Origin of the sequence: Kitasatospora sp. NPDC057936, from assembly GCF_042887525.1 — a bacterium.
GTDB lineage: Bacteria > Actinomycetota > Actinomycetes > Streptomycetales > Streptomycetaceae > Kitasatospora.
In genome coordinates this window covers 1-20201 of the sequence record NZ_JBHVPD010000143.1, presented here as the reverse complement: position 1 = coordinate 20201, position 20201 = coordinate 1, and the positions used below count along the sequence as shown (strand labels likewise).

Below are 20201 nucleotides of genomic sequence, written 5' to 3'. Positions count from 1 at the left end.
CCCGCCGCCCCCCCCCCGCCGCGCCGGCGGGGGCCCCGGCCGCGCCCGTGGCGGCGCAGCCCGAGCCCCAGGCGGCCCCGCCCGCCCCCGTGCCCGCGCCCGCACCCGTCGCGCAGCCGCCGGCCGCCGCGCAGCCGTCCGGCGCCGCCCAGCAGGGCGCCGCGCAGGTCCGGCAGCTGTGGCCGCAGATCCTGGAGGCGGTGAAGAACCGCCGCCGCTTCACCTGGATCCTGCTCAGCCAGAACGGCCAGGTGGCCGGTTTCGACGGCAGCGTGCTCCAGGTGTCGTTCGTCAACGCGGGCGCCCGCGACAGCTTCGTCGGCAGCAACAGCGACGACGTCCTGCGCCAGGCGCTCGGCGACGCGCTGGGCGTGGACTGGCGGATCGAGTGCATCGTCGACCCGTCCGGCGGAGCGGGCGGGGGAGCCGGTGGCGGCACCGGTGGCGGCTTCGGCGGCGGGGCCCCCGCCCCGGGCGCCACCACCAGCGGCTGGGGCGCCCCGGCGCGTCCGGCCGCGGCCGCGCCCCCGGTGCAGCCCGCCGCCCCGGCGCCGCCCGTCCGGCCGCAGCCCCAGGCGCAGGCCCAGGTTCCGGCCCCGGCGCCGGTCCAGGCGGCGCCCGTCCAGAGCCCGCCGCCCGCCGCCGGGCCCCCGGCGCCGCACGTGGCCCCGGAGGACGACATCCCGGAGGAGGACGACCCGGACCTCAACGAGGAGGCCTTCTCCGGCCAGGACCTGATCATCCGCGAACTGGGTGCCACGGTCCTGGAGGAGATCCACCACCGCGGCAACTGAGCAGCACGTAGGCTCGGCGGAGACGACGACGGGTGACGAGCGAGGACCACGCCGTGGACGACGGCGGACGAGCCGCGCGAGCCCGTGCACAGGTGCGACAGCAAGGAGTGAGCCGTGTTCCCCGGTGGAGGCCAGCCCAACATGCAGCAACTGCTGAAGCAGGCGCAGAAGATGCAGCAGGACCTCGCCAAGGCGCAGCAGGAGCTGGCCGAGGCGAAGGTGAACGGTTCGGCCGGCGGCGGTCTGGTCGAGGCCACGGTGACGGGTGCCGGTGAGCTGGTGGCGCTGACCATCGCCCCGGCGGCCGTCGACCCGGAGGACACCGAGACCCTGGCCGACCTGGTCCTGGCGGCGGTCCGGGACGCGAACCAGGCCGCGCAGAAGATGCAGGCCGAGCGCATGGGCCCGCTGACCCAGGGCCTGGGTGGCGGCATGCCCGGTCTGCCGTTCTAGGCGGTACCGGGCGGGCTCCGGACCGGCCGGTCACTGTGGGAGTCCGGCCGGTAGGTCCGTGTGATTTATGTGGGAGTCGGGCGTCGGGCGGTGTGTCCGGCGCCCGATTCGTTGGATGATGGCACCGGAGCACCACCGACCGAGCACCGGCCGGACCACCGACCGACCACCGGCCGGAGCATCGACCGACCACCGGCCGGAGCATCGACCGAGCACCGGCCGGAGCACCACCGACCACCCGAGGGAAGGCGCGACGTTGTACGAGGGCGTGGTTCAGGACCTGATCGACGAACTGGGCAGGCTGCCCGGCGTCGGGCCCAAGAGCGCGCAGCGGATCGCCTTCCACGTCCTGCAGGCCGACCCGGTGGACGTCCGCCGCCTCGCGCACGCGCTGCTGGAGGTCAAGGACAAGGTCCGCTTCTGCGCGGTCTGCGGGAACGTCGCGGAGGCCGAGCAGTGCCGGGTCTGCCTGGACCCGCGCCGCGACCTGGCCGTCATCTGCGTGGTGGAGGAGCCCAAGGACGTCGTCGCCATCGAGCGCACCCGCGAGTTCCGCGGCCGCTACCACGTGCTGGGCGGCGCGATCAGCCCCATCGAGGGCGTCGGCCCGGACGACCTGCGGATCCGCGAGCTGCTGTCGCGCCTCGCGGACGGCACGGTCACCGAGCTGATCCTGGCCACCGACCCCAACCTGGAGGGGGAGGCGACCGCCACCTACCTGGCCCGGCTGTGCAAGCCGATGGGCCTGAAGGTGACCCGTCTGGCGAGCGGTCTGCCCGTCGGCGGGGATCTGGAGTACGCGGACGAGGTCACCCTCGGCCGCGCCTTCGAAGGGAGACGACTGCTCGATGTCTGACCGGACGATCAACCAGCAGCCCCACGCCCCCCACCAGCCGTCCCACGGCGAGGCGCACGGGCAGCCGCACGGCGACCCGCACGGGGACCGGCGGAACCACGCCCCGCACACCCACGGACACGGTTCGGAGCCGGACGACTTCGCGGTGCAGATCGCGGATTCGGTGGAGAGCTTCGTGCTCGCCGTCACCGAGGTCGCCAAGGGCGACGAGCCGGGCAGTGCCGTCTCCCTGCTCCTCCTGGAGGTCTCGCAGCTGCTGCTGGCCGGCGGCCGGCTGGGCGCGATCGAGGACGTCGTCCCGGACGACCGCTTCGAGCCGGACGCGGGGCCGGAGCCGGACGGCGAGCTGCTGCGCGAGCGGCTGGCGGCGCTGCTCGCGCCGATCGACGTCTACCACGAGGTCTTCGACCCGTACGGTCCGCCGGAGAAGCCGAACGCGTTCCGGATCTCGGACGACCTGGCCGGCGTGGTCGGCGAGCTCCAGCACGGGCTGACGCACTACCGCGAGGGCCGGGTCAGCGAGGCGCTGTGGTGGTGGCAGTTCTCGTACCTTTCGAACTGGGGCACGACCTGCTCGGCGGTGCTGCGGGCGCTGCAGTCGCTGATCGCCCACGTCCGGCTGGACAGCCCGATCGGTGCGGTGCCGGACGGCGCCGACACGGACGACGACGGGCTCACCGACGAGCAGCTGGAGCAGCAGGCCGGCGACCTCATGGCGGCCGAGCTCGGCCTCGGGCGCTAGGAGCAGCGCTGGCAGCGGCGCCAGGAGCGGCTCCGGGGCGGCAGGTGGGGCCGGGGTCGGCATCGGCCCCGCGAGTGTGACGAAGGCCTCACCGCCCGGCCCCGGAAAGAAATCCGGCCGTGCCGCCGTCCGTTCGTCCGCCGAATCTTCGGGGCCGCGCCGGATGGCCCGCAGACCTGCCGGTGCCCGCCCCGCACCGCTGCCCACGTGCTGAAACGTGCGTCTCATCATATGGATGGCACCGGTCGCGGCACCCCTGCTCGGTAGACTGACGCGGACCGCAGATCCCCCTTCCCCGGGGGTGCGGGGGCCCACCCGCCCCCGGAAACGACACAAGTCGAGGAGCGCACGTGGGCCTTGTCGTGCAGAAGTACGGCGGCTCATCCGTTGCGGATGCCGAGGGCATCAAGCGCGTGGCCCGTCGAATCGTTGACGCCAAGAAGGCCGGCCATGAGGTCGTCGTCGTGGTGTCCGCGATGGGCGACACGACGGACGAGCTCATCGAACTCGCGGAGCAGGTGTCACCTCTCCCCGCCGGCCGCGAGTTCGACATGCTGCTGACCGCTGGAGAGCGCATCTCCATGGCCCTGCTGGCCATGGCGATCAAATCCCTGGGGCACGAGGCCCAGTCCTTCACGGGCAGCCAGGCCGGTGTCATCACGGACTCCGTCCACAACAAGGCACGCATCATCGACGTGACGCCGGGTCGCATCCGCACCGCCCTCGACGAGGGCAACATCGCGATCGTGGCCGGCTTCCAGGGCGTTTCGCAGTCCAGCAAGGACATCACGACGCTGGGCCGGGGCGGTTCGGACACCACCGCGGTCGCGCTCGCCGCCGCGCTCAAGGCCGAGGTCTGCGAGATCTACACCGACGTGGACGGCGTGTTCACCGCCGACCCGCGCGTCGTGAAGAAGGCCCGCAAGATCGACTGGATCGCGTACGAGGACATGCTGGAGCTGGCCTCGTCCGGTTCCAAGGTGCTGCTCGACCGCTGCGTGGAGTACGCCCGGCGCTACAACATCCCGATTCACGTACGCTCGTCCTTCTCGGGTCTCCCCGGGACGATCGTCAGCAACGACAACCCGAACAAGCCCGAAGGGGGCGAGATGGAGCAGGCCATCATCTCCGGAGTCGCCCACGACACTTCCGAGGCCAAGGTCACGGTCGTCGGCGTGCCCGACAAGCCGGGCGAGGCCGCGCGCATCTTCCGCGCCATCGCGGACGCCGAGGTCAACATCGACATGGTGGTGCAGAACGTCTCCGCCGCGTCGACCGGGCTGACCGACATCTCCTTCACCCTGCCCAAGACCGAGGGCCAGAAGGCCATCGACGCGCTCGGCCGGGTCAAGGAGGGCATCGGCTTCGAGTCGCTGCGCTACGACGACGCGATCGGCAAGATCTCCCTGGTCGGCGCGGGCATGCGCTCCAACCCGGGCGTCACCGCGACGTTCTTCGAGGCGCTGTCCGCCGCCGGCGTCAACATCGAGCTGATCTCCACCTCGGAGATCCGCATCTCGGTCGTGACCCGCGCCGACGACGTGCCGGAGGCCGTCCGCGCCGTGCACAGCGCCTTCGGGCTGGACAGCGACACGGACGAGGCCGTCGTCTACGGAGGCACCGGGCGATGAGCCGGGAGCCGAGCGGGAGCACCGGGCGATGACCCGGCGGCCGAACCTCGCCGTCGTCGGCGCCACCGGCGCGGTCGGCGAGGTGCTGCTCGGCCTGCTCTCGCTCCGTCAGGACGTCTGGGGCGAGGTACGACTCGTCGCCTCCCCGCGCTCGGCCGGCCGCAAGCCGGTCGTGCGCGGGGAGTCCGTCGAGGTCGTCGCGCTGACGGAGGAGGCCTTCGACGGGATCGACGTGGCGGTGTTCGCCGTGCCCGACGAGGTCTCCGCCCGCTGGGCGCCGATCGCCGCCGCCAAGGGCGTCGTCGTGGTCGACGACTCCGCCGCGTTCCGCACCGCCGACGAGGTCCCGCTGGTCGTCCCCGAGGTGAACGCCGCCGCGCTGCGGATCCGCCCGCGCGGCATCGTCGCCAGCCCCGCCAGCACCACCCTCGCGATGATCGCGGCCATCGGGGCGCTGCACGCCGAGTACGGGCTCGTCGAACTCGTCGTCGCCTCCTACCAGGCCGCCTCCGGCGAGGGCCGCGACGGCGAGGCCGCCCTGCGCGAGCAGACCGCGCTCGTCGGCGGTCTCGACGCCGGCCGCCAGGAGATCGGCCGGCAGACCGGCGACCTGCGCGCGGTGATCGCCGACCACGGGCCGTTCGCCGCGCCGCTCGCGTTCAACGCGGTGCCCTGGACGGGCAGTCTGCGGGACGGCGGCTGGTCCTCCGAGGAGGTCGGGATCCGCGACGAGTCGCGCAAGATCCTCAACCTGCCCGCCCTGCGGGTCTCCGCGACCTGCGTGCGCATCCCCGTCGTCCGGACCCACGCGCTCGCCGTCCACGCGCTGTTCGAGCGGGAGGTGACGCAGGAGCACGCGCAGGAGATCCTCCGCGGGGCGCCCGGCGTCGTCCTCTACGACGACCCGGCGGCGGGGGAGTTTCCGACGCCGAACGACGTGGTCGGGACGGACCCGGTGTGGGTCGGACGGGTGCGCCGCGCGCTCGACCAGCCGGCCGCGCTGGACCTCTTCCTGTGCGGCGACAACCTGCGCAAGGGGGCGGCGCTCAACCTGCTCCAGATCGCCGAGCTCGTGGCGGGCGAGCTCCTGCCCGCGTAGCCGACCTGTGTGGTCGGCCCGCGTGGCCGACCTGCGTAGCCGACCTGTGTGGTCGACCCGGCCGGTACGACCCTCCGGGGGCGGTTGCGGCCCCAGGAGCGGGCGTCCTGACGGCCGGTCCGGCCCGATCAGTGTGCCCGATCCGTGTGTCCGATGTGAGGCGGGACCGTCCGATATGGGATCGTCCTCCCCACAATCTGTCCGGAAACCCTCTCGAATTCCCTGGAGGCCACTTCCGCGGATGCGGAAGAATGTCCCCCGGGCTGGGCAACCATGACAGGGGATCGAGTGTCCAACGGGCGTGGCGAACGTGATGGTGGGGGCAGGGGCGGGCATCTCGGCGAGTGCCGCGGTGACCTTCCCGCCGCGCGCCCATTGGCCTGCGAGTAGGCCGGAAGAAAGCCAGATGACCGCGGTCGCACCCGGTACGGCGGACTCCGGCGCCGGTGCCGACGCCGGTACCAGCGAGGACCTGCTCACCGAGACCTACCAGGCCCACTACCGCTCCCTGCTGCGGCTCGCCGCGCTGCTCCTGGACGACCTCTCGACCTGTGAGGACGTCGTCCAGGAGGCGTTCATCCGGGTGCACGCCGCCCGGCGCCGGGTGCGCGAGCCCGAGAAGACCCTGGCCTACCTGCGGCAGACGGTCGTCAACCTGTCCCGCTCCACGCTGCGCCGCCGGATCCTCGGCCTGCGGCTGCTGCCGAAACCGATGCCTGACATGGCCAGTGCAGAAGAAGGCGCCTACGATGCGCTGGAGCGTGACCAGTTGAAAGCCGCGCTCCGAGGCCTGCAACGCCGTCAGCGGGAGGTTCTGGTGCTGCGTTACTTCGTGGACATGACGGAGGCGCAGGTCGCCGAGACCCTGGGCATCTCGCTCGGATCGGTGAAGGCGTACGGCTCGCGCGGACTCGCCGCCCTGCGCACGCAGATGGAGGCCGGCCATGGGTGACGGCGCGGGAAAGGCCCACGGCGGGGGGCTCACTCCGGATCCCGCGGCGGACGTCGCGTCGGACCCCACCCCCGGTCTCCCGACGGACCCGACCGCGGACCTCACCGCCGGTCCCGCGGCGGACCCGACCGCGGACCTCACCGCCGATCCCGCGGCGGACCTGACCGCGGACCTCACGACCGATCTCTCGACGGACCCGACCGCGGACCTCACGACCGACGAACTGGCCGTCCGTGACCTGATGCACCGGGCGGTCGCCGGCATCCAGCCCGGCCCCGGCGGCCTGCCCCGCATCCGCACCGCCGTGCCCCGCCGCCGGGCCGCCCGCCGCGGCGCCCTGACCGGGGCCCTCGCGCTGGCCGCCGCCGTCGCGATCGCCCTGCCCGCCCTGCACACCGCCGACCACCTCGGCCTCTCCGGCGGCCCCGGCTCGCCGCACGCCGACGGCCCCGCCACCGGCGTCCCCGCCGGGACGACGGCCGACGGCTCCGGCCCGTTCGGCGCGTCCCCGCACCCCGGCCCGGCCCCCGGCACCGTCGGACAGCCGTCCGGCACCGCGAGCAGTTCGCCCAGCCCCGGCGCGAGCAGCGCCCGCGCCGACGCCGGGACGACCGCCCCCGCCGCGGCCACCAGCAGCGGGGACGGCCCGATCGTCCCGCTCTGCACCCGCGGCGACCTCGGCCAGGGCTCGGGCCAGGCCGGGCCCGCCGACGCCGCCGGGCGGATCTACGGGTGGTTCGCCGTGACCAACGTCTCCGGGCACGCCTGCCGGCTCGGCGGGCCGGGCGCGGTCTCCGTGACGGGGGTCACCGGGACGGACCGCAGCCGGATCCGGGTGACCGACCACACCGCGGGCGACCCGGCCACCGGCCTGCCGCCCGCCGACACGGACCCGCCGCTGCTCGCCCCGCAGGCCGGCTACCGGGTGCCGTTCGCCTGGATCCCCGACCCGGTCTGCCCGACGACCGGCCAGGGCGGTGCCACGGCGGCGCCGACCGGCGCGACCGGTCCCGGCCCGATCTCGCTCACCACCCAGGCGCCCGCGGCCTCCGGCGCCCCCGCGTCCGGCGCGTCGGCCGCGCCCTCGTCGAACCCGCAGGCGAGCCCGTCGCCCAGCACGGGCCCGACCACCGCGCCCACCCCCACGGGCAGCCCGACCCCGAACCCGACCGTCTCCAACCCGCCGTCCGCCACCATCGCGCACACCCCGGCGCCGGGCAGCCCGTCGGCCGCCGCCGTCCTCCTGCCGGGGGCGTGCGCGGGGACGGTGTACCGCGGCGGCCTGCAGGCGGTGGGCGGGCCGGCGTCGCAGCCGTCGGGGACGCCGTCGGCCGGGTAGCCGAAGACCGGGAGCGGGGCCGGGAGCGGTCCGGCGCCCGGTGTCCCGCAGCGGTGTCGGGCCCCCTGTGGTCGGACGGCGTGTGAAGAGTGGTTACCGTGGGGGGTGTGTACCGGTTCCTCCTCACTCCGCGCTGGCTCGGCGGCACCGTGCTGGCCCTGGTGGCCATCGCGGTGTGCCTCTGGCTGGGCTCCTGGCAGCTCGGCCGGTTCGAGGACCGGTTCTCCTCGCACAAGGCGGCCGGCCAGGCGCTCGCCGCCACGAGTGAGACCAGGCCGATCGACGCCCTGCTGACCCCGGCCAGCCCGCAGGTCACCACGGACACCGTCGGCAAGCCCGTCACGGTGAGCGGCAGTTACGACAGCGCGCACCAACTCCTCGTGCCCAACCGCACGGTGGACGGCAAGCAGGGCTACTACGTGCTCACCCCGCTCCGCACCGCCGACGGCCACGCCGTCGCCGTCGTGCGCGGCTGGGCCCCCGGGACGCCCTCCGACGCGTCGTCCGCGGCGGCACCGCCGCCCGGCGGGGAGGTGACCGTCACCGGCCGGCTCCAGGCCGGCGAGGCGATCGGCAGCAACGGCGCCGTCGCGGGCGGTCTGCCGGCCGGCCAGCTCGGCACGATCAACCGGGCGGCGCTGCTCAACGTGCTGTCGTACGACGGCTGGTACGACGGCTGGGTCGCCGCCGACACCGCTCCGGCCGGGCTGACCGAGGTGCCGACGGTCCAGCCGCAGGGCGGCGACGGGCTGACGCTCCGCGCGTTCCAGAACCTGGGCTACACCCTGGAGTGGTTCGTCTTCGCGGGCTTCGTGGTCTTCATGTGGTACCGCCTGCTGCGCCGTGAGGCGGAGGCCGAGCAGGACCGGGCCCTCGGACTGGACCCGGTCCTCGACTGACGGTTCCGCCTCAGGCGGCCGTCAGCGCGACGGCTTGCCCGCCGCGGTGGGCGTCGCGGTGGGCGGCGTTGTGGGCGGCGCGACCGGTCGCGACGGCGCCGCCGGGGACGCGGGAGGCAGCGGGGAGGGCGCCTCGGACGGGGTAGCCCACGGGGTCGCACGCGGGGTGAAGGTCGACGTGCCGGACGGTGCCGGGGCCGGCGTCGGGCCGTTGTGGCACCGGCTGTGAGTGCCGTACACGGCCTCCGACTCGTGGTGGTCGATGTGGTGGTGCACCGACCGACCGCCCTTGGGGGCCTTGGGCCCCTTCGAGCCGCTCGACCCGCTCGCACCGCCGGATCCGCCGCCGGACCCCTTGGACCCGCTCCCGGCGGAGCCCTTCGACCCGTTGCCCGACGTCGTCGGGTAGGCCGCCTGCACCACCGCGGCCCCGACCGGCGCGCTCGCCGGGGTGGCCCCGGCGGTGGCCGAGGCCTTGGGTGTTCCCGTAACGACCTTTGTGCCCGTAACGGCAGGTGCGCCCGTAACGGCAGGTGTTCCCGTAACGACCGGAGTGGCCGTGGCGACCGGTGTGGTCGTCGCGATCGGCGTGGCCGTCGCGGTGACCGAGGGCCCGGTCGGCCCTGCGGGGGGCGGGCAGCCCGCGTGGTCGCGGTGCCCGCCGGAGCAGCCGGTGAGCACGAGCGCACCGGCCACCCCCACCCCCGCCAGCGTCAGCCGACGCCTCACACCGACCCCCCGCCCAGGTGGCGCCGGACGAAGTCGATCTCCAGCCGCAGCTGCCTGATCCGCTCCTCCACCACGAGCGACCCGTGCCCGGCGTCGTACCGGTAGACCTCGTGCGGCTTGCCGAGCTCCGCCAGTCGCTCGACGTAGTTCTCGATCTGCCGGATCGGGCAGCGCGGGTCGTTGACCCCGGCGCTGATGTAGACCGGCACCCGCACCCGCTCGACGTACGTGAGCGGCGAGGACGCGGTGAAGCGCTCCGGGACCTCCTCCGGCGTGCCGCCGAAGAGCGTGCGGTCGAGCGACTTGAGCGCCTCCATCTCGTCGGCGTACGCGGTGTGGTAGTCCGCGACCGGCACGGCGGCGACGCCCAGCGCCCAGAGTTCCGGCTGCACGCCGATGCCGAGCAGGGTCAGGTACCCGCCCCAGCTGCCGCCGGTGAGCACCAGCCGCCCCGGGTCGGCGAGACCGCTGGTGACCGCCCACTCCCGGACGGCCGCGATGTCCTCCAGCTCGATCAGGCCGACGCGCTCGCGCAGGGCGTCCGTCCAGGCCTGGCCGTAGCCGGTGGAGCCGCGGTAGTTGACCCGGACCACCGCGAAGCCGTGGTCGAGCCAGGCCGCCGGGCCGGCGGCGAAGGAGTCGCTGTCGTGGTGCGTCGGGCCGCCGTGGATCTCGAACACGGTCGGGAACGGGCCCTCGCCGGCCCCCACGGGCCGCTGCACGAGCGCGTGGACGCGCCCGCCGGGGCCGTCCACCCACACGTCCTCGACCGGGATCGAGCCGGGCGGCACCGGGCCAGGCGCCCGCAGGACGACCGTCCCCGCGGTGGAGCGGACGGCGGACGGCTCGGCGGCGGAGGACCAGAGGTACTCGACGGTGCCGTCCGGGCGGGCGGTGGCGCCGCCGACGGTGCCGCGCGGCGTGTCGAGGCGGGTCAGCCGGCCGTCGGCGAGCGCGTACGAGAACAGCTCGCTGCGGGCCTCGTACTCGTGCTCGACGAGCAGCGCCTCGGCGCCGGGCCGCCACTGCGCGGAGACGTCGCCGGGCAGTTCGCGGCCCTGCTCGTCGCGCAGCGGGAGGGCGGTCTCGGCGCCGGTGGCGACGTCCCAGATCATCGGCTCCCAGCGGCCGGTGCGCTGGTGGGCGACGAGCAGCCGGGTGTCGCCCTCGACCGGGGCGAAGCCGAGGCAGGCGACGCCGCGCGGCTCGTCCCGGCCGGTCACCTCGTCGAGCTCGGCGACGGTCTCGACGTCCGCGCCCCCGGTGCCGCCGGGGAGCAGGCGCACGACCCGGATCGCCGAGTGCATCGCGTCGCCGTGCTCGGTGTGGTCGATCGCGAGCAGGGTGCCGTCGTGGCTGAGGTCGCCGACGCCGCCGTACTCCTCGTGCCGGTAGATCTCGACGGCCTCGGCGGCGCCGGGGCGGCGCAGGTGCAGGGTGGTGCCGTGCTCGTCGGTCGAGCGGCCGACGACCACGGTGCCGTCGCGGCCGAGGGCCAGGCCGGCCGAGTAGGAGGGCTCCAGGCCGGGCACGGCCGCCTCGTCGGGGCCGCCGGCGAACGGCTGGCGGCGCCAGACGCCGAACTCGTCGCCGTCGTGGTCGTCGAACCACCACACCGAACCGCCGTCGGGGGACAGCTCGGCGTCGGTGGTGCCGTTCGGGCGGTCGGTGACCCGACGGTGGGTGCCGGTGGCGCGGTCCCAGGCGTAGACCTCGTAGGTGCCGGTCGCGTTGGACACGTACAGCGCCCGGTCGGGGGCGTCCTCGGCCCAGTCCGGCAGGGACACCCGGGCCGCGCGGAACCGCTGCTCCCACGCCGGGACGGCGCTCTTATCCTCGCTCATCCGACCATCCAACCCGATGGGGGGGACGAAGCGGAACGGGCGGGTGGGTTTCGGACCCTCCGGGGGGTGGCGCGCCCCCGCCGGGGGCGTGCGCGGGGCCGGTCCTCGTGCCGACGACCGATTCCGTGCGCTCCGGCTCGCGTGCTCACGCCTTCGGTGCCGACGCCCGGTTCCGTGCTCACGCCTTCGGTGCCGACGCCCGGTTCCGTGCTCACGCCTTCGGTGCCGACGCCCGGTTCCGTACTCACGCCTTCGGTGGCGACGCCCGGTTCCGTGCGCTCCGGCTGTGGCGCTGACGCCCGGTTCCGTGCCCCCACGTCGCGCGGGGGACACGGAACCGGCAGCCGCCACGGCGGCTCAGGCGCCCGGGACGCGGTCCAGGAAGCCGGCCACCGAGGCGATCCGCCCGTCCGGACCGGCCGTCAGCACGTCGAAGCCGATCACGATCGGCTCGGCGCCGGCCGGGCCGAGGTTCCAGGTGAACCGGGCGATGTCGTGGTGCGCGTCCACCGGCCCGAGGGTGAACTCCAGCCCCGGGAACTGGGCCTGGGCGGCGCCGATCAGCGCGTCGATCGAGTCCCGGCCGGCCACCGCGGCCAGCGGGTCGGTGTAGCGGCCGTCCTCGGCCCACACCTCGTCGATCAGCTTGCGGCGGGCGGCCGGGTCGGTCTCGTTCCAGACCGCGAGGTAGCGCTCGGCGAGCTGCTGCAGGGCGGCGGTGGTGATCTCGGTCATCGTCTTCTCCTGTGTCCCGGTGGGGTGTTGGGCGGGTCGTTCCCGCTGCTCACAAAGGTAGGGACGGGCGGGCGCGGGCGAATCCGTCACGTATGGGTAAGGGGGTGCGTACGTTCGCCGGTCACCGTCCGGCGGGGGTGGGTAGGGTCGGAGCCATGCTGTACGGGAGGGAACGCGAGCAGGCCGTCGTGGACGGGCTGTTGGACGGGGCGCGGGAGGGCCGCAGCGGCGTGCTGCTGCTGGCCGGGGAGGCCGGGATCGGCAAGACCGCCCTGCTGGATCACGCGGTCGCGGCGGCCGGGGAGGGCTTCCGGGTGATCCGGGCGGCCGGTGTCGAGCACGAGGCCGAACTGCCCTACGCCGGGCTGAGCCTGCTGCTCGCGCCCGGCCTCGACCGGCTGTCCGCCCTGCCCGGACCGCAACGCCTAGCGCTGGAGACGGTGTTCGGCCTCACCGCCGCTCCGGGCTCCACCGGCCGCCTGCTCACCGGGCTCGCCACGCTCGGGCTGCTCGCCGAACTCGCCGCCGACCGGCCGCTGCTGTGCGTCGTCGACGACGTCCAGTGGCTGGACCGCGCCTCCTGGGACGCCCTGCTGCTCGCCGCCCGCCGCCTCCAGGCCGAAGGCGTCGCGCTCCTGCTCGCCGCCCGGTCGGACGGCAGCACCGCGGAGGCCCGACTCGGCCTGCCCGAACTGACGCTGGCGCCACTCGCCGAGGACGACGCCACCCGGCTGCTCGCCCACCGCGCCGGCCCCGACCTGCCCGCCCCCGTCCGCCGCCGGCTGCTCGCCGAGGCCGCCGGAAACCCCCTCGCCCTCACCGAACTCCCCGTCACCGGACCGGAGACGGCCGCACCGGGCAGCCTTCCGCTCACCAGCCGGCTGCTCATCGCCTTCCACGGCCAGGTCACCGGCCTGCCCGCCGCCACCCAGACGCTGCTCCTCGTCGCGGCCATCGAGGAGAACGGCGAACTCGACGTCGTCCTGCCCGCCGCCGAGACCCTCGGCGCCTGCGCCGAACACCTCGCCCCCGCCGAGGAGTCGGGCCTGGTGACGGTCGCCCCCGATCGCCGGCTCGCGTTCCGCCACCCGCTCCTGCGCGCCGCCGTCCTCCAACGCGCGCCGCACCTCCAGCGCCTGGCCGCACACCGGGCCGTCGGCGCGGCCCTGCCCGACGGCGACCGCCGCACCTGGCACCTCGCCCTCGCCGCCACCGCCCCCGACGCCGACCTCGCCGACGCGCTCGAACGCACCGCCGTCCGCGCCGGGACCCGCGGCGCCCACGGCGGCGCCGCCGCGGCCTACGAACGCGCCGCCCGGCTCACCCCCGACCGCGACGCCGCCACCCGCCGCCTCGTCCTCGCCGCCGAAGCCGCCACCGAGGAAGGCCGGCTGGAGCACGCGGAGGCCCTCGCCGACCAGGCGGCCGCCCGCACCGACAGCGTCCTCGCGCACGCGCTGCTCGACCACGTCCGGGCCACCGCGCACTTCTGGCGCGGCTCCTACCCGACCGCCCACCGCCTGCTGCTCGACGCCGCCGGCACCGCCGTCGAACCGCCGCACGCCGCCCGGATGCTGCTCCAGGCCTTCCACGCCGCCTGGTACGCGGGCGAGGAGCCGGTGGCCGCCGTCCTCGACCGCCTCGCCGCCCTCCCGCTCGCCGACGACGACCCGCTCACCCCGCTCGCCCGCCACCTGACGGCCGCCGTCCTCCCGGCCCTCGGCCGGCCCGCCGGGCCGCTGCCCACCGCCCGCGCCACCGCCGACGCCGCCCGCGCGGCCGGCGCCGACACCCCGGCCGACCTCGTCCAGCTGTGCGGCGCCACCCTCGTCCTCGGCCGGGACGACGAGACCGCCGAACTCGCCGCCGAACTCGTCGCCGAAGCCCGCGCCAAGGGCGCCGTCGGCGTGCTGCCCACACTGGGGTTCTTCCTCGCCGAGGCCGAACTCTTCCACGGCCGCCACCGCGACGCCGAGGTCACCGCGACCGAGGCCCTCGACCTCGCCCGCGACACCGGCCAGCACCAGTGGGTCAGCCAACTCGCCGCCCTGCTCGCCTACCTGGCCGCCCTCGCCGGCACCACCGACACCTGCACCCGCCTCGCCGCCGAAGCCCTCGCCACCACCGGACCGCAGACCGCCGCCCCCGCCTCCGGCGAACCCTGGGCCCACTGGGCGCTCGCCCTCGACGACCTCGGCCACGGCCGGGCCGGCGACGCCGCCGACCGCCTGCACACCCTCACCACCGGCCGCTACCGGCACCACGTCAGCGCCACCCGCGCCGTCCCCGACCTCGTCGAGGCCGCCGTCCGCCTCGGCACCCCCGACCGCGCCGCCGAGCCGTACGAACGCTTCGCCCGCTGGAGCGCCGCCGCCGGCCGTCCCTGGACCGAGGCCCTGCGCCTGCGCTGCCAGGCCCTCCTCGGCCCCGACGAACTCGCCGAATCGGCCTACCGCGCCGCCCTCGACCTGCACGAGGGCACCCACCGCCCCTTCGAACAGGCCCGCACCGCCCTCCTCTACGGCGAGTGGCTGCGCCGCGCCCGCCGCCGCACCGACGCCCGCCCCCACCTGCGCGCCGCCCTCGAAACCTTCGAACGCCTCGCCGCCCACCCCTGGGCCACCCGCGCCCGCACCGAACTCACCGCCACCGGCACCACCGCCCCCACCCCGACGGCCCCCGACTCCCCCCTGGCGGCCCTCACCCCGCAGGAACTCCAGATAGCCCGCCTGGCAGCCCGCGGCCTCACCAACCGCGACATCGCCGCCCAACTCTTCCTGAGCCCCCGCACGGTCGGCCACCACCTCTACAAGGCCTACCCCAAACTGGGCATCACCTCCCGAACCGCCCTCGCCGACCTGCTCTGACGCCCCGCCCGACACGGCTCGGACCGCCCCGCCGCGCTCAGGGGGGAATCCCGATGGAACGCGCGGCCGAGCAGGGTGGATACTGCTCTGCGCGCCGGTCTGTGATCACTTCCGCGCGGTCCCGGACCGGGACCCCGCCGGCGCTGTTTCGCGTTACCCGAAAGTCCTGGAACGCCCTGGGGGATGGACATGTCCATAAGACGTCACATCGGCATCGCCGCGGCTCTGGTGAGCTCCGCGATCGCCGGAACCACGCTGTCGGTGGGCGCCGCACACGCCGACGCGACCACGCTCTACGTGAACAACAGCCCGACCGCGCACTGCTCGGACGCCGGCACGGGCGCCCAGGCCCAGCCGTACTGCACCGTGCAGGCCGCCGCCGACGCCGCCCAGCCCGGCCAGACCGTCCAGATCGCCGAGGGCGCCGGCACCTACGCCGAGCAGGTCACCGTCACCCACTCGGGCACCCCCGGCCACCCGATCACCTTCCAGGGCCTGCCGGACACCGACAAGCTCCCCACCGCCCAGGTCGGCGTCGTCGGGGGGCACGGCTTCTCGCTCTCCAAGGTCCACGACGTCACCATCCAGGGCCTGGCGTTCAACACCGCCCAGGAGGCCGTGCTCGTCGCCGACTCGGACCGGATCGTCGTCGACGGGAACACGCTGCTCGGAGCCGGCTCGGCCAAGGCTGCGGGCATCCGCCTCACCGGCGCCACCACGGCGAGCACCGTCAGCCGCAACCGCATCGGCGCCAGCGGCGGCGCGGGCATCGCCGTCGACCCGGGCGTCACCGGCACGGTCGTCACCACCAACGCCCTGACCAGCAACATCGGCGGCGGCATCGTCGTCACCGACGCCCCCGGCACCGTCGTGACGAGCAACACCGTCGCGGAGAACTGCGGCACCGGCGTCTCGCTGGCCGGCGCGTCGAGCGGCGCGGTGATCGAGAACAACATCATCACCGCCACCGGCCCGACGACCATCCGCTGCCCCCAGGCCGGCCCGGTCGAGTTCGTCGTCTCGGCCGGCTCGGTCACCGGCACCAAGGCCGACTACAACGTCGTCCACCCCGGCACCGGTGTCAACGCGGGCAGTCAGGCCTACTCCTGGGCCGGCACCGTCTACACCTCGCCCGCCGCCTTCACCGCGGCCACCGGCCAGGGCGCGCACGACGTCGACACCGACCCGGGCTTCAACCTCGGCGGCAACTCCAACGACGACGTCACCCCGCAGCGCGACACCAACGCGCTGGACTCCGCCGACGCCGGCGCACCCGGCGAGCTGACCACCGACCTGCTGGGCAACCAGCGCGTCGACGACCCGCTGGTCGACAACACCGGCACCGGCACGGCGACGTACTACGACCGCGGCGCCATCGAGCGCCAGAACCCGTTCGCGGTCGGCCTCAGCTGGGACTGGAACAACCGGATCCCGGCCGGGCACCCGCTGGACAAGGCGTTCCTCGGCATCGTCTACTCGCCGTGGTCCAAGGCCACCGCGACGATCGACTTCGGCGACGGGACCGGCCCCCAGCCCTTCACCCCCTCGCAGGTGGTCCACACCTACCCCGGCCCCGGCACCTACCGCGCCGTGCTCAGCGCGACCGACGGCCTCGGCAACACCAAGACCTCCACCACCAACATCACCGTCGACCCGGTCGGCCCGCTGTCCGCGCCGACGATCTCGGCGGTCCAGAACAGCAACTACGGCCCGACGCACGTCGAGCTCTACGCCACCGTCACGAGCCCCTGGCCACTGGTCAGCACCACCGTCGACTTCGGGGACGGCAGCGGCACGGTCGTGCGCAACGGGAGCGCCAACGGTATTCCGCACGAGTACCCCCACGTCGGGACCTACACCGCCACCGCCACCTTCGTCGACGACCACGGACGCTCGCTGACCTACTCGCAGCAGGTCCGGGTCGACGGTTGGACCCGCTCGGGCACCCCGGTGACGGGCCGTTGGGACGGCCGCGCGAGCACCCACGTGGGCGTCTTCTACAGCGGCATGTGGTCGCTGGCCACCACCAACGACAACAGCGGCCGGGTCAACACCGTGTACTTCGGCCAGTCCGGCGACGTCCCGGTGACCGGCTCCTGGGACGGTGGGCACGACCAGCTCGGCATCTACCGCGACGGCGTCTTCGCGCTGCGCCACGACGACACCAGCGTCACCACCGTGTCCTTCGGCGCGCCGGGTGACATTCCGGTCCCCGCGCTCTGGGACGGCAACGGCCACGCCCAGCTGGCCGTCTACCGGCCCAGCACCAACACCTTCGCGGTCCGCCACGACGACGGCAGCGTCAGCACGGCGACCCTCGGCCAGCAGGGCGACCTCCCGATCGTCGGCGACTGGGACGGCGTCGGCCACGCCCAGCTCGGCATCGCCCGCCCCGACCGGCAGTGGGGCGGCACCAACACCTTCGCCCTGCGCCACGACGACGGCACCATCACCACCGCCACCTACGGCGCGGTGGGCGACTTCCCGGTGACCGGCGACTGGCAGGGCCGCGGCCGCACCACCTTCGGCATCTACCGCCCGCAGGCGGCGACCTTCAGCCTGAGCAACGCCTACGCGGGTGTCTCCGACTCGGTGTTCGCCATCATCACCACGTTCTGACCCGCGACACCCCCCGAGTACACACGCAGGCCCGGTCTCCCCTCAGGGACACCGGGCCTGCGCCGTTCCACCCGGGCGGACCTGAGCCGCCGTCACGCAGAAACGCCAGAGGGCCTACCGGATTTCTCCGATAGGCCCTCTGGACTGGGTCGGGGTGGCGGGATTTGAACCCACGGCCTCTTCGTCCCGAACGAAGCGCGCTACCAAGCTGCGCCACACCCCGGTCTTTCTGTTTGTCGCTCCGTCTCCTTCGCGACGAGTAGAACTCTACCGGACGCTCGCCGAGACACGAAATCCGATTCCCGGCGGGCGTCCGGGGCGGGTCAGCGGGCGGCCGGGGTGAGGGTGAGGAGGGTGGCCTCGGGGGGGCAGGCGAAGCGGACGGGGGTGTAGCGGTTGGTGCCGCAGCCGGCGGAGACGTGGAGGTAGGAGCGGCGGCCGCCGGCGGTGTGGGTGGAGAGGCCCTTGACCCGCTTGGCGTCGAGGTCGCAGTTGGTGACCAGGGCGCCGTAGAAGGGGATGCAGAGCTGGCCGCCGTGGGTGTGGCCGGCGAGGATCAGCGGGTAGCGGTCGGCCGTGAAGGCGTCCAGGACGCGCAGGTAGGGCGCGTGGACGACGGCGAGGGAGAGGTCGGCGTCGGCGGACGGGCCGCCCGTGACCTCGCTGTAGCGGTCGCGGCGGATGTGCGGGTCGTCGAGGCCGGTGAACTCGAGGTCGAGGCCGCCGAGGGTGAGGCGGCCGCGGGTGTTGGTCAGGTCGAGCCAGCCGGCCGCGTCGAAGCCGTCGCGGAGCTTCTCCCAGGGGTTGTGGACGGCGCCGACGATGCCGCGGTTGCCGGTGCCGTCGGGGTTGTTCATGCCGTGGATGCCGCTGCGCAGCGCCTGGAGGTAGCGGGCCGGGTTCTTGCGGGCCGGGCCGTAGTAGTCGTTGGAGCCGAAGACGTACACGCCGGGGAACTCCATCAGCGGCCCGAGCGCGTCGAGGGTGGCGGGGACGCCGAGCGGGTCGGAGAGGTTGTCGCCGGTGTTCACGACGAGGTCGGGGCGCAGGCCCGCGAGGCTCTTCAGCCACCGCTGCTTCTTGCCCTGGCCGCTCACCATGTGGATGTCGGAGACCTGCAGTACCCGGAGGGGGCGGGCGCCCCGGGGCAGGACGGGGACCTCGACCCGGCGCAGCCGGAAGGAACGGACCTCGTACCCGGCGGAGTAGGCGAGGCAGGCGGCGCCGGTGGCGGCGATTCCGAGGGGGACGGAGTACAGCGGTCGCATCGTTCCATGCTCTCAGACGGCGGATCAGCTGGTGAACGTCCGTCCGCCCGGATGGGATGCGGGTAGGGGGGCGGATGGGGAAGGGGGTGGGAGGCGGACGGGGAAGCGGGCCGGGGCGCGGGCACCCCGGCTACTCCGGTTCCCGCCGGGCCCGCAGCGCCCGGACCTTGTTGCGGTTGCCGCAGCGTTCCATGGAGCACCAGCGCCGCCGCCCCGGCCGGGAGGTGTCGACGAAGATCAGGTAGCAGTTGTGCGCGCCGCACTCGCGGATGCGGTCCGCGTGCGGGCCCGTGAGCAGGGCTATCGCGTCCCGGGCGACGGTGGAGGCCAACTGGTCGCCGTCGGCGGGCAGGGGGGGCGCCGCGGTGCCGTCGGGGGCGATCCTGGGGACGAGCGGGGGGTGTTCGGCGGCTCGGTTGAGGACGGCGTAGTCGGCGGCGGCGCCGCGTTCGCCGCGGGCCCTGGCCGCGGTGAGCCGCCAGAGGGCGTCGCGCAGGGTGCGGGCGGCGGTGAGCTGGGCGTCGGTGATCCGGACGGCGTCCGCGGGCAGGCGCAGCCGCGAGGCGGGCAGCCAGGCGGTGAGGTCGTCGGGTCGGTGCAGGACCTCCCAGCGGGCGTGGCTGCCGGGGCCACCGGTGGTGAGCAGTTCGAGGCAGAGCGCGCCGGGGTCGAAGTGGAAGCCGGTGCCGCTCGGTGCGGTCAGCAGCAGCCCGGGGACGACGGTCGGCCGGGCCTCGGCACCTTCGGTCATGTAACCACTCTAATGGGTTACCGGACCGGTCCGCAGGGCCTGTCCGTGGCCCGTGACCGTTAATGCCGGGCACCCGAACGCCGCAGGTGGGAGACTCGGGGCCATGACGACGCTCAAGGCGCAGCTGCAGGAGGACCTCACGGCTGCCATCAAGGACCGGGACGAGCTGCGCTCGTCCACCATCCGGCTCACGCTCTCCGCGCTCACCGCGGAGGAGGTGGCGGGCAAGACGAAGCGCGAGCTGTCCGACGCCGAGGTGCTCAAGGTGGTCACCCGCGAGGCGAAGAAGCGCCGCGAGGCCGCCGAGGCGTTCGACGCCGCGGGCCGGACCGACCAGGCCGCCCGGGAGCGGCAGGAGGGCGAACTGCTCGCCTCCTACCTGCCCAAGCAGCTCTCGGACGACGAGCTCACCGCCATCGTGGCCGCCGCGGTCGCGGAGAGCGGGGCCACCGGTCCGCAGGGCATGGGCGCCGTGATGAAGCTGGTGCGCCCGAAGGTGGACGGTCTGGCCGAGGGTGGCCGCGTCGCCGCCGCGGTGAAGGCCGCGCTGGCCGGCTGAGTCCCGGTCCGGGCACCGCGGCAGAAGCCGCGCAGCAACGAACGCGGAGGGCGCCCCCCGAGAT

16 protein-coding genes, 1 tRNA gene and 1 pseudogene are annotated in these 20201 nt (G+C 74.6%); 12 read left to right on the top strand and 6 right to left on the bottom strand.

Annotation, left to right across the window (positions count from 1 at the left end; translation table 11 throughout):
* The 9 genes and pseudogenes from ACFVU9_RS42545 to ACFVU9_RS42505 form a co-directional block, all read left to right on the top strand.
* Positions 1-794: pseudogene (locus ACFVU9_RS42545) on the top strand (DNA polymerase III subunit gamma and tau); the annotation flags it as partial.
* A 114-nt stretch (positions 795-908) separates the two neighbouring features.
* Positions 909-1247: a YbaB/EbfC family nucleoid-associated protein gene (locus ACFVU9_RS42540; protein WP_359964018.1), complete on the top strand. Its 339-nt coding sequence runs from the start codon at positions 909-911 to the stop codon at positions 1245-1247.
* A gap of 256 nt (positions 1248-1503) precedes the next feature.
* The gene (recR, locus tag ACFVU9_RS42535; protein WP_380446057.1) at positions 1504-2103 is read left to right on the top strand and encodes a recombination mediator RecR; all 600 of its coding nucleotides are present in this window, start codon (positions 1504-1506) and stop codon (positions 2101-2103) included.
* Positions 2096-2845, top strand: a complete 750-nt coding sequence (locus ACFVU9_RS42530) for a DUF5063 domain-containing protein (protein ID WP_380446056.1) — start codon at positions 2096-2098, stop codon at positions 2843-2845. Before recR ends, ACFVU9_RS42530 begins: the two co-directional genes overlap by 8 nt.
* 350 nt (positions 2846-3195) lie before the next feature.
* The gene (locus tag ACFVU9_RS42525; protein WP_363654588.1) at positions 3196-4476 is read left to right on the top strand and encodes an aspartate kinase; all 1281 of its coding nucleotides are present in this window, start codon (positions 3196-3198) and stop codon (positions 4474-4476) included.
* A 28-nt stretch (positions 4477-4504) separates the two neighbouring features.
* A complete protein-coding gene (locus ACFVU9_RS42520; protein WP_380494474.1) occupies positions 4505-5575 on the top strand; it encodes an aspartate-semialdehyde dehydrogenase in 1071 nt (356 codons plus the stop codon).
* Positions 5576-5981: 406 nt separating this feature from the next.
* Entirely contained in the window at positions 5982-6527 is a 546-nt protein-coding gene (locus tag ACFVU9_RS42515; protein WP_380446054.1) for a SigE family RNA polymerase sigma factor, read from the top strand.
* The gene (locus ACFVU9_RS42510; RefSeq protein WP_387602929.1) at positions 6520-7866 is read left to right on the top strand and encodes a hypothetical protein; all 1347 of its coding nucleotides are present in this window, start codon (positions 6520-6522) and stop codon (positions 7864-7866) included. Before ACFVU9_RS42515 ends, ACFVU9_RS42510 begins: the two co-directional genes overlap by 8 nt.
* A 107-nt stretch (positions 7867-7973) precedes the next feature.
* Entirely contained in the window at positions 7974-8765 is a 792-nt protein-coding gene (locus tag ACFVU9_RS42505) for an SURF1 family protein (RefSeq protein ID WP_380446052.1), read from the top strand.
* Between the two features lie 10 nt (positions 8766-8775).
* Here the strand turns inward: ACFVU9_RS42505 and ACFVU9_RS42500 are convergent, their stop codons facing one another.
* From ACFVU9_RS42500 to ACFVU9_RS42490, 3 genes are all read right to left on the bottom strand, one after another.
* Positions 8776-8985, bottom strand: a complete 210-nt coding sequence (locus tag ACFVU9_RS42500) for a hypothetical protein (RefSeq protein WP_387602927.1) — start codon at positions 8983-8985, stop codon at positions 8776-8778.
* 505 nt (positions 8986-9490) lie between these two features.
* Positions 9491-11338 (bottom strand): S9 family peptidase, encoded by a 1848-nt coding sequence (locus ACFVU9_RS42495; protein ID WP_387602924.1) that lies wholly within the window; start codon positions 11336-11338, stop codon positions 9491-9493.
* Positions 11339-11695: 357 nt separating this feature from the next.
* Positions 11696-12073 carry a nuclear transport factor 2 family protein gene (locus ACFVU9_RS42490; protein WP_387602921.1) on the bottom strand — a complete coding sequence of 126 codons (378 nt, stop codon included), beginning with the start codon at positions 12071-12073 and terminating at the stop codon, positions 11696-11698.
* 155 nt (positions 12074-12228) lie between these two features.
* Between ACFVU9_RS42490 and ACFVU9_RS42485 the strand changes: the two genes are divergently transcribed.
* Together ACFVU9_RS42485 and ACFVU9_RS42480 are read left to right on the top strand one after the other, a co-directional pair.
* Complete coding sequence (locus ACFVU9_RS42485) at positions 12229-14940, top strand: ATP-binding protein (RefSeq protein ID WP_387602918.1); 2712 nt, start codon at positions 12229-12231, stop codon at positions 14938-14940.
* Positions 14941-15129: 189 nt separating this feature from the next.
* Positions 15130-17559 carry a right-handed parallel beta-helix repeat-containing protein gene (locus ACFVU9_RS42480; RefSeq protein WP_387602915.1) on the top strand — a complete coding sequence of 810 codons (2430 nt, stop codon included), beginning with the start codon at positions 15130-15132 and terminating at the stop codon, positions 17557-17559.
* A gap of 149 nt (positions 17560-17708) precedes the next feature.
* Here ACFVU9_RS42480 and ACFVU9_RS42475 read toward each other — a convergent pair.
* The 3 genes from ACFVU9_RS42475 to ACFVU9_RS42465 form a co-directional block, all read right to left on the bottom strand.
* Positions 17709-17782, bottom strand: a tRNA-Pro gene (locus ACFVU9_RS42475).
* Positions 17783-17882: 100 nt separating this feature from the next.
* Positions 17883-18827, bottom strand: a complete 945-nt coding sequence (locus ACFVU9_RS42470) for a metallophosphoesterase (protein ID WP_380494455.1) — start codon at positions 18825-18827, stop codon at positions 17883-17885.
* A gap of 130 nt (positions 18828-18957) precedes the next feature.
* A complete protein-coding gene (locus tag ACFVU9_RS42465; RefSeq protein ID WP_387602912.1) occupies positions 18958-19578 on the bottom strand; it encodes a CGNR zinc finger domain-containing protein in 621 nt (206 codons plus the stop codon).
* A 103-nt stretch (positions 19579-19681) separates the two neighbouring features.
* Here ACFVU9_RS42465 and ACFVU9_RS42460 point away from each other — a divergent pair, with 103 nt between their 5' ends.
* Positions 19682-20137 carry a GatB/YqeY domain-containing protein gene (locus tag ACFVU9_RS42460; protein ID WP_387602909.1) on the top strand — a complete coding sequence of 152 codons (456 nt, stop codon included), beginning with the start codon at positions 19682-19684 and terminating at the stop codon, positions 20135-20137.
* Positions 20138-20201 lie beyond the last annotated feature (64 nt).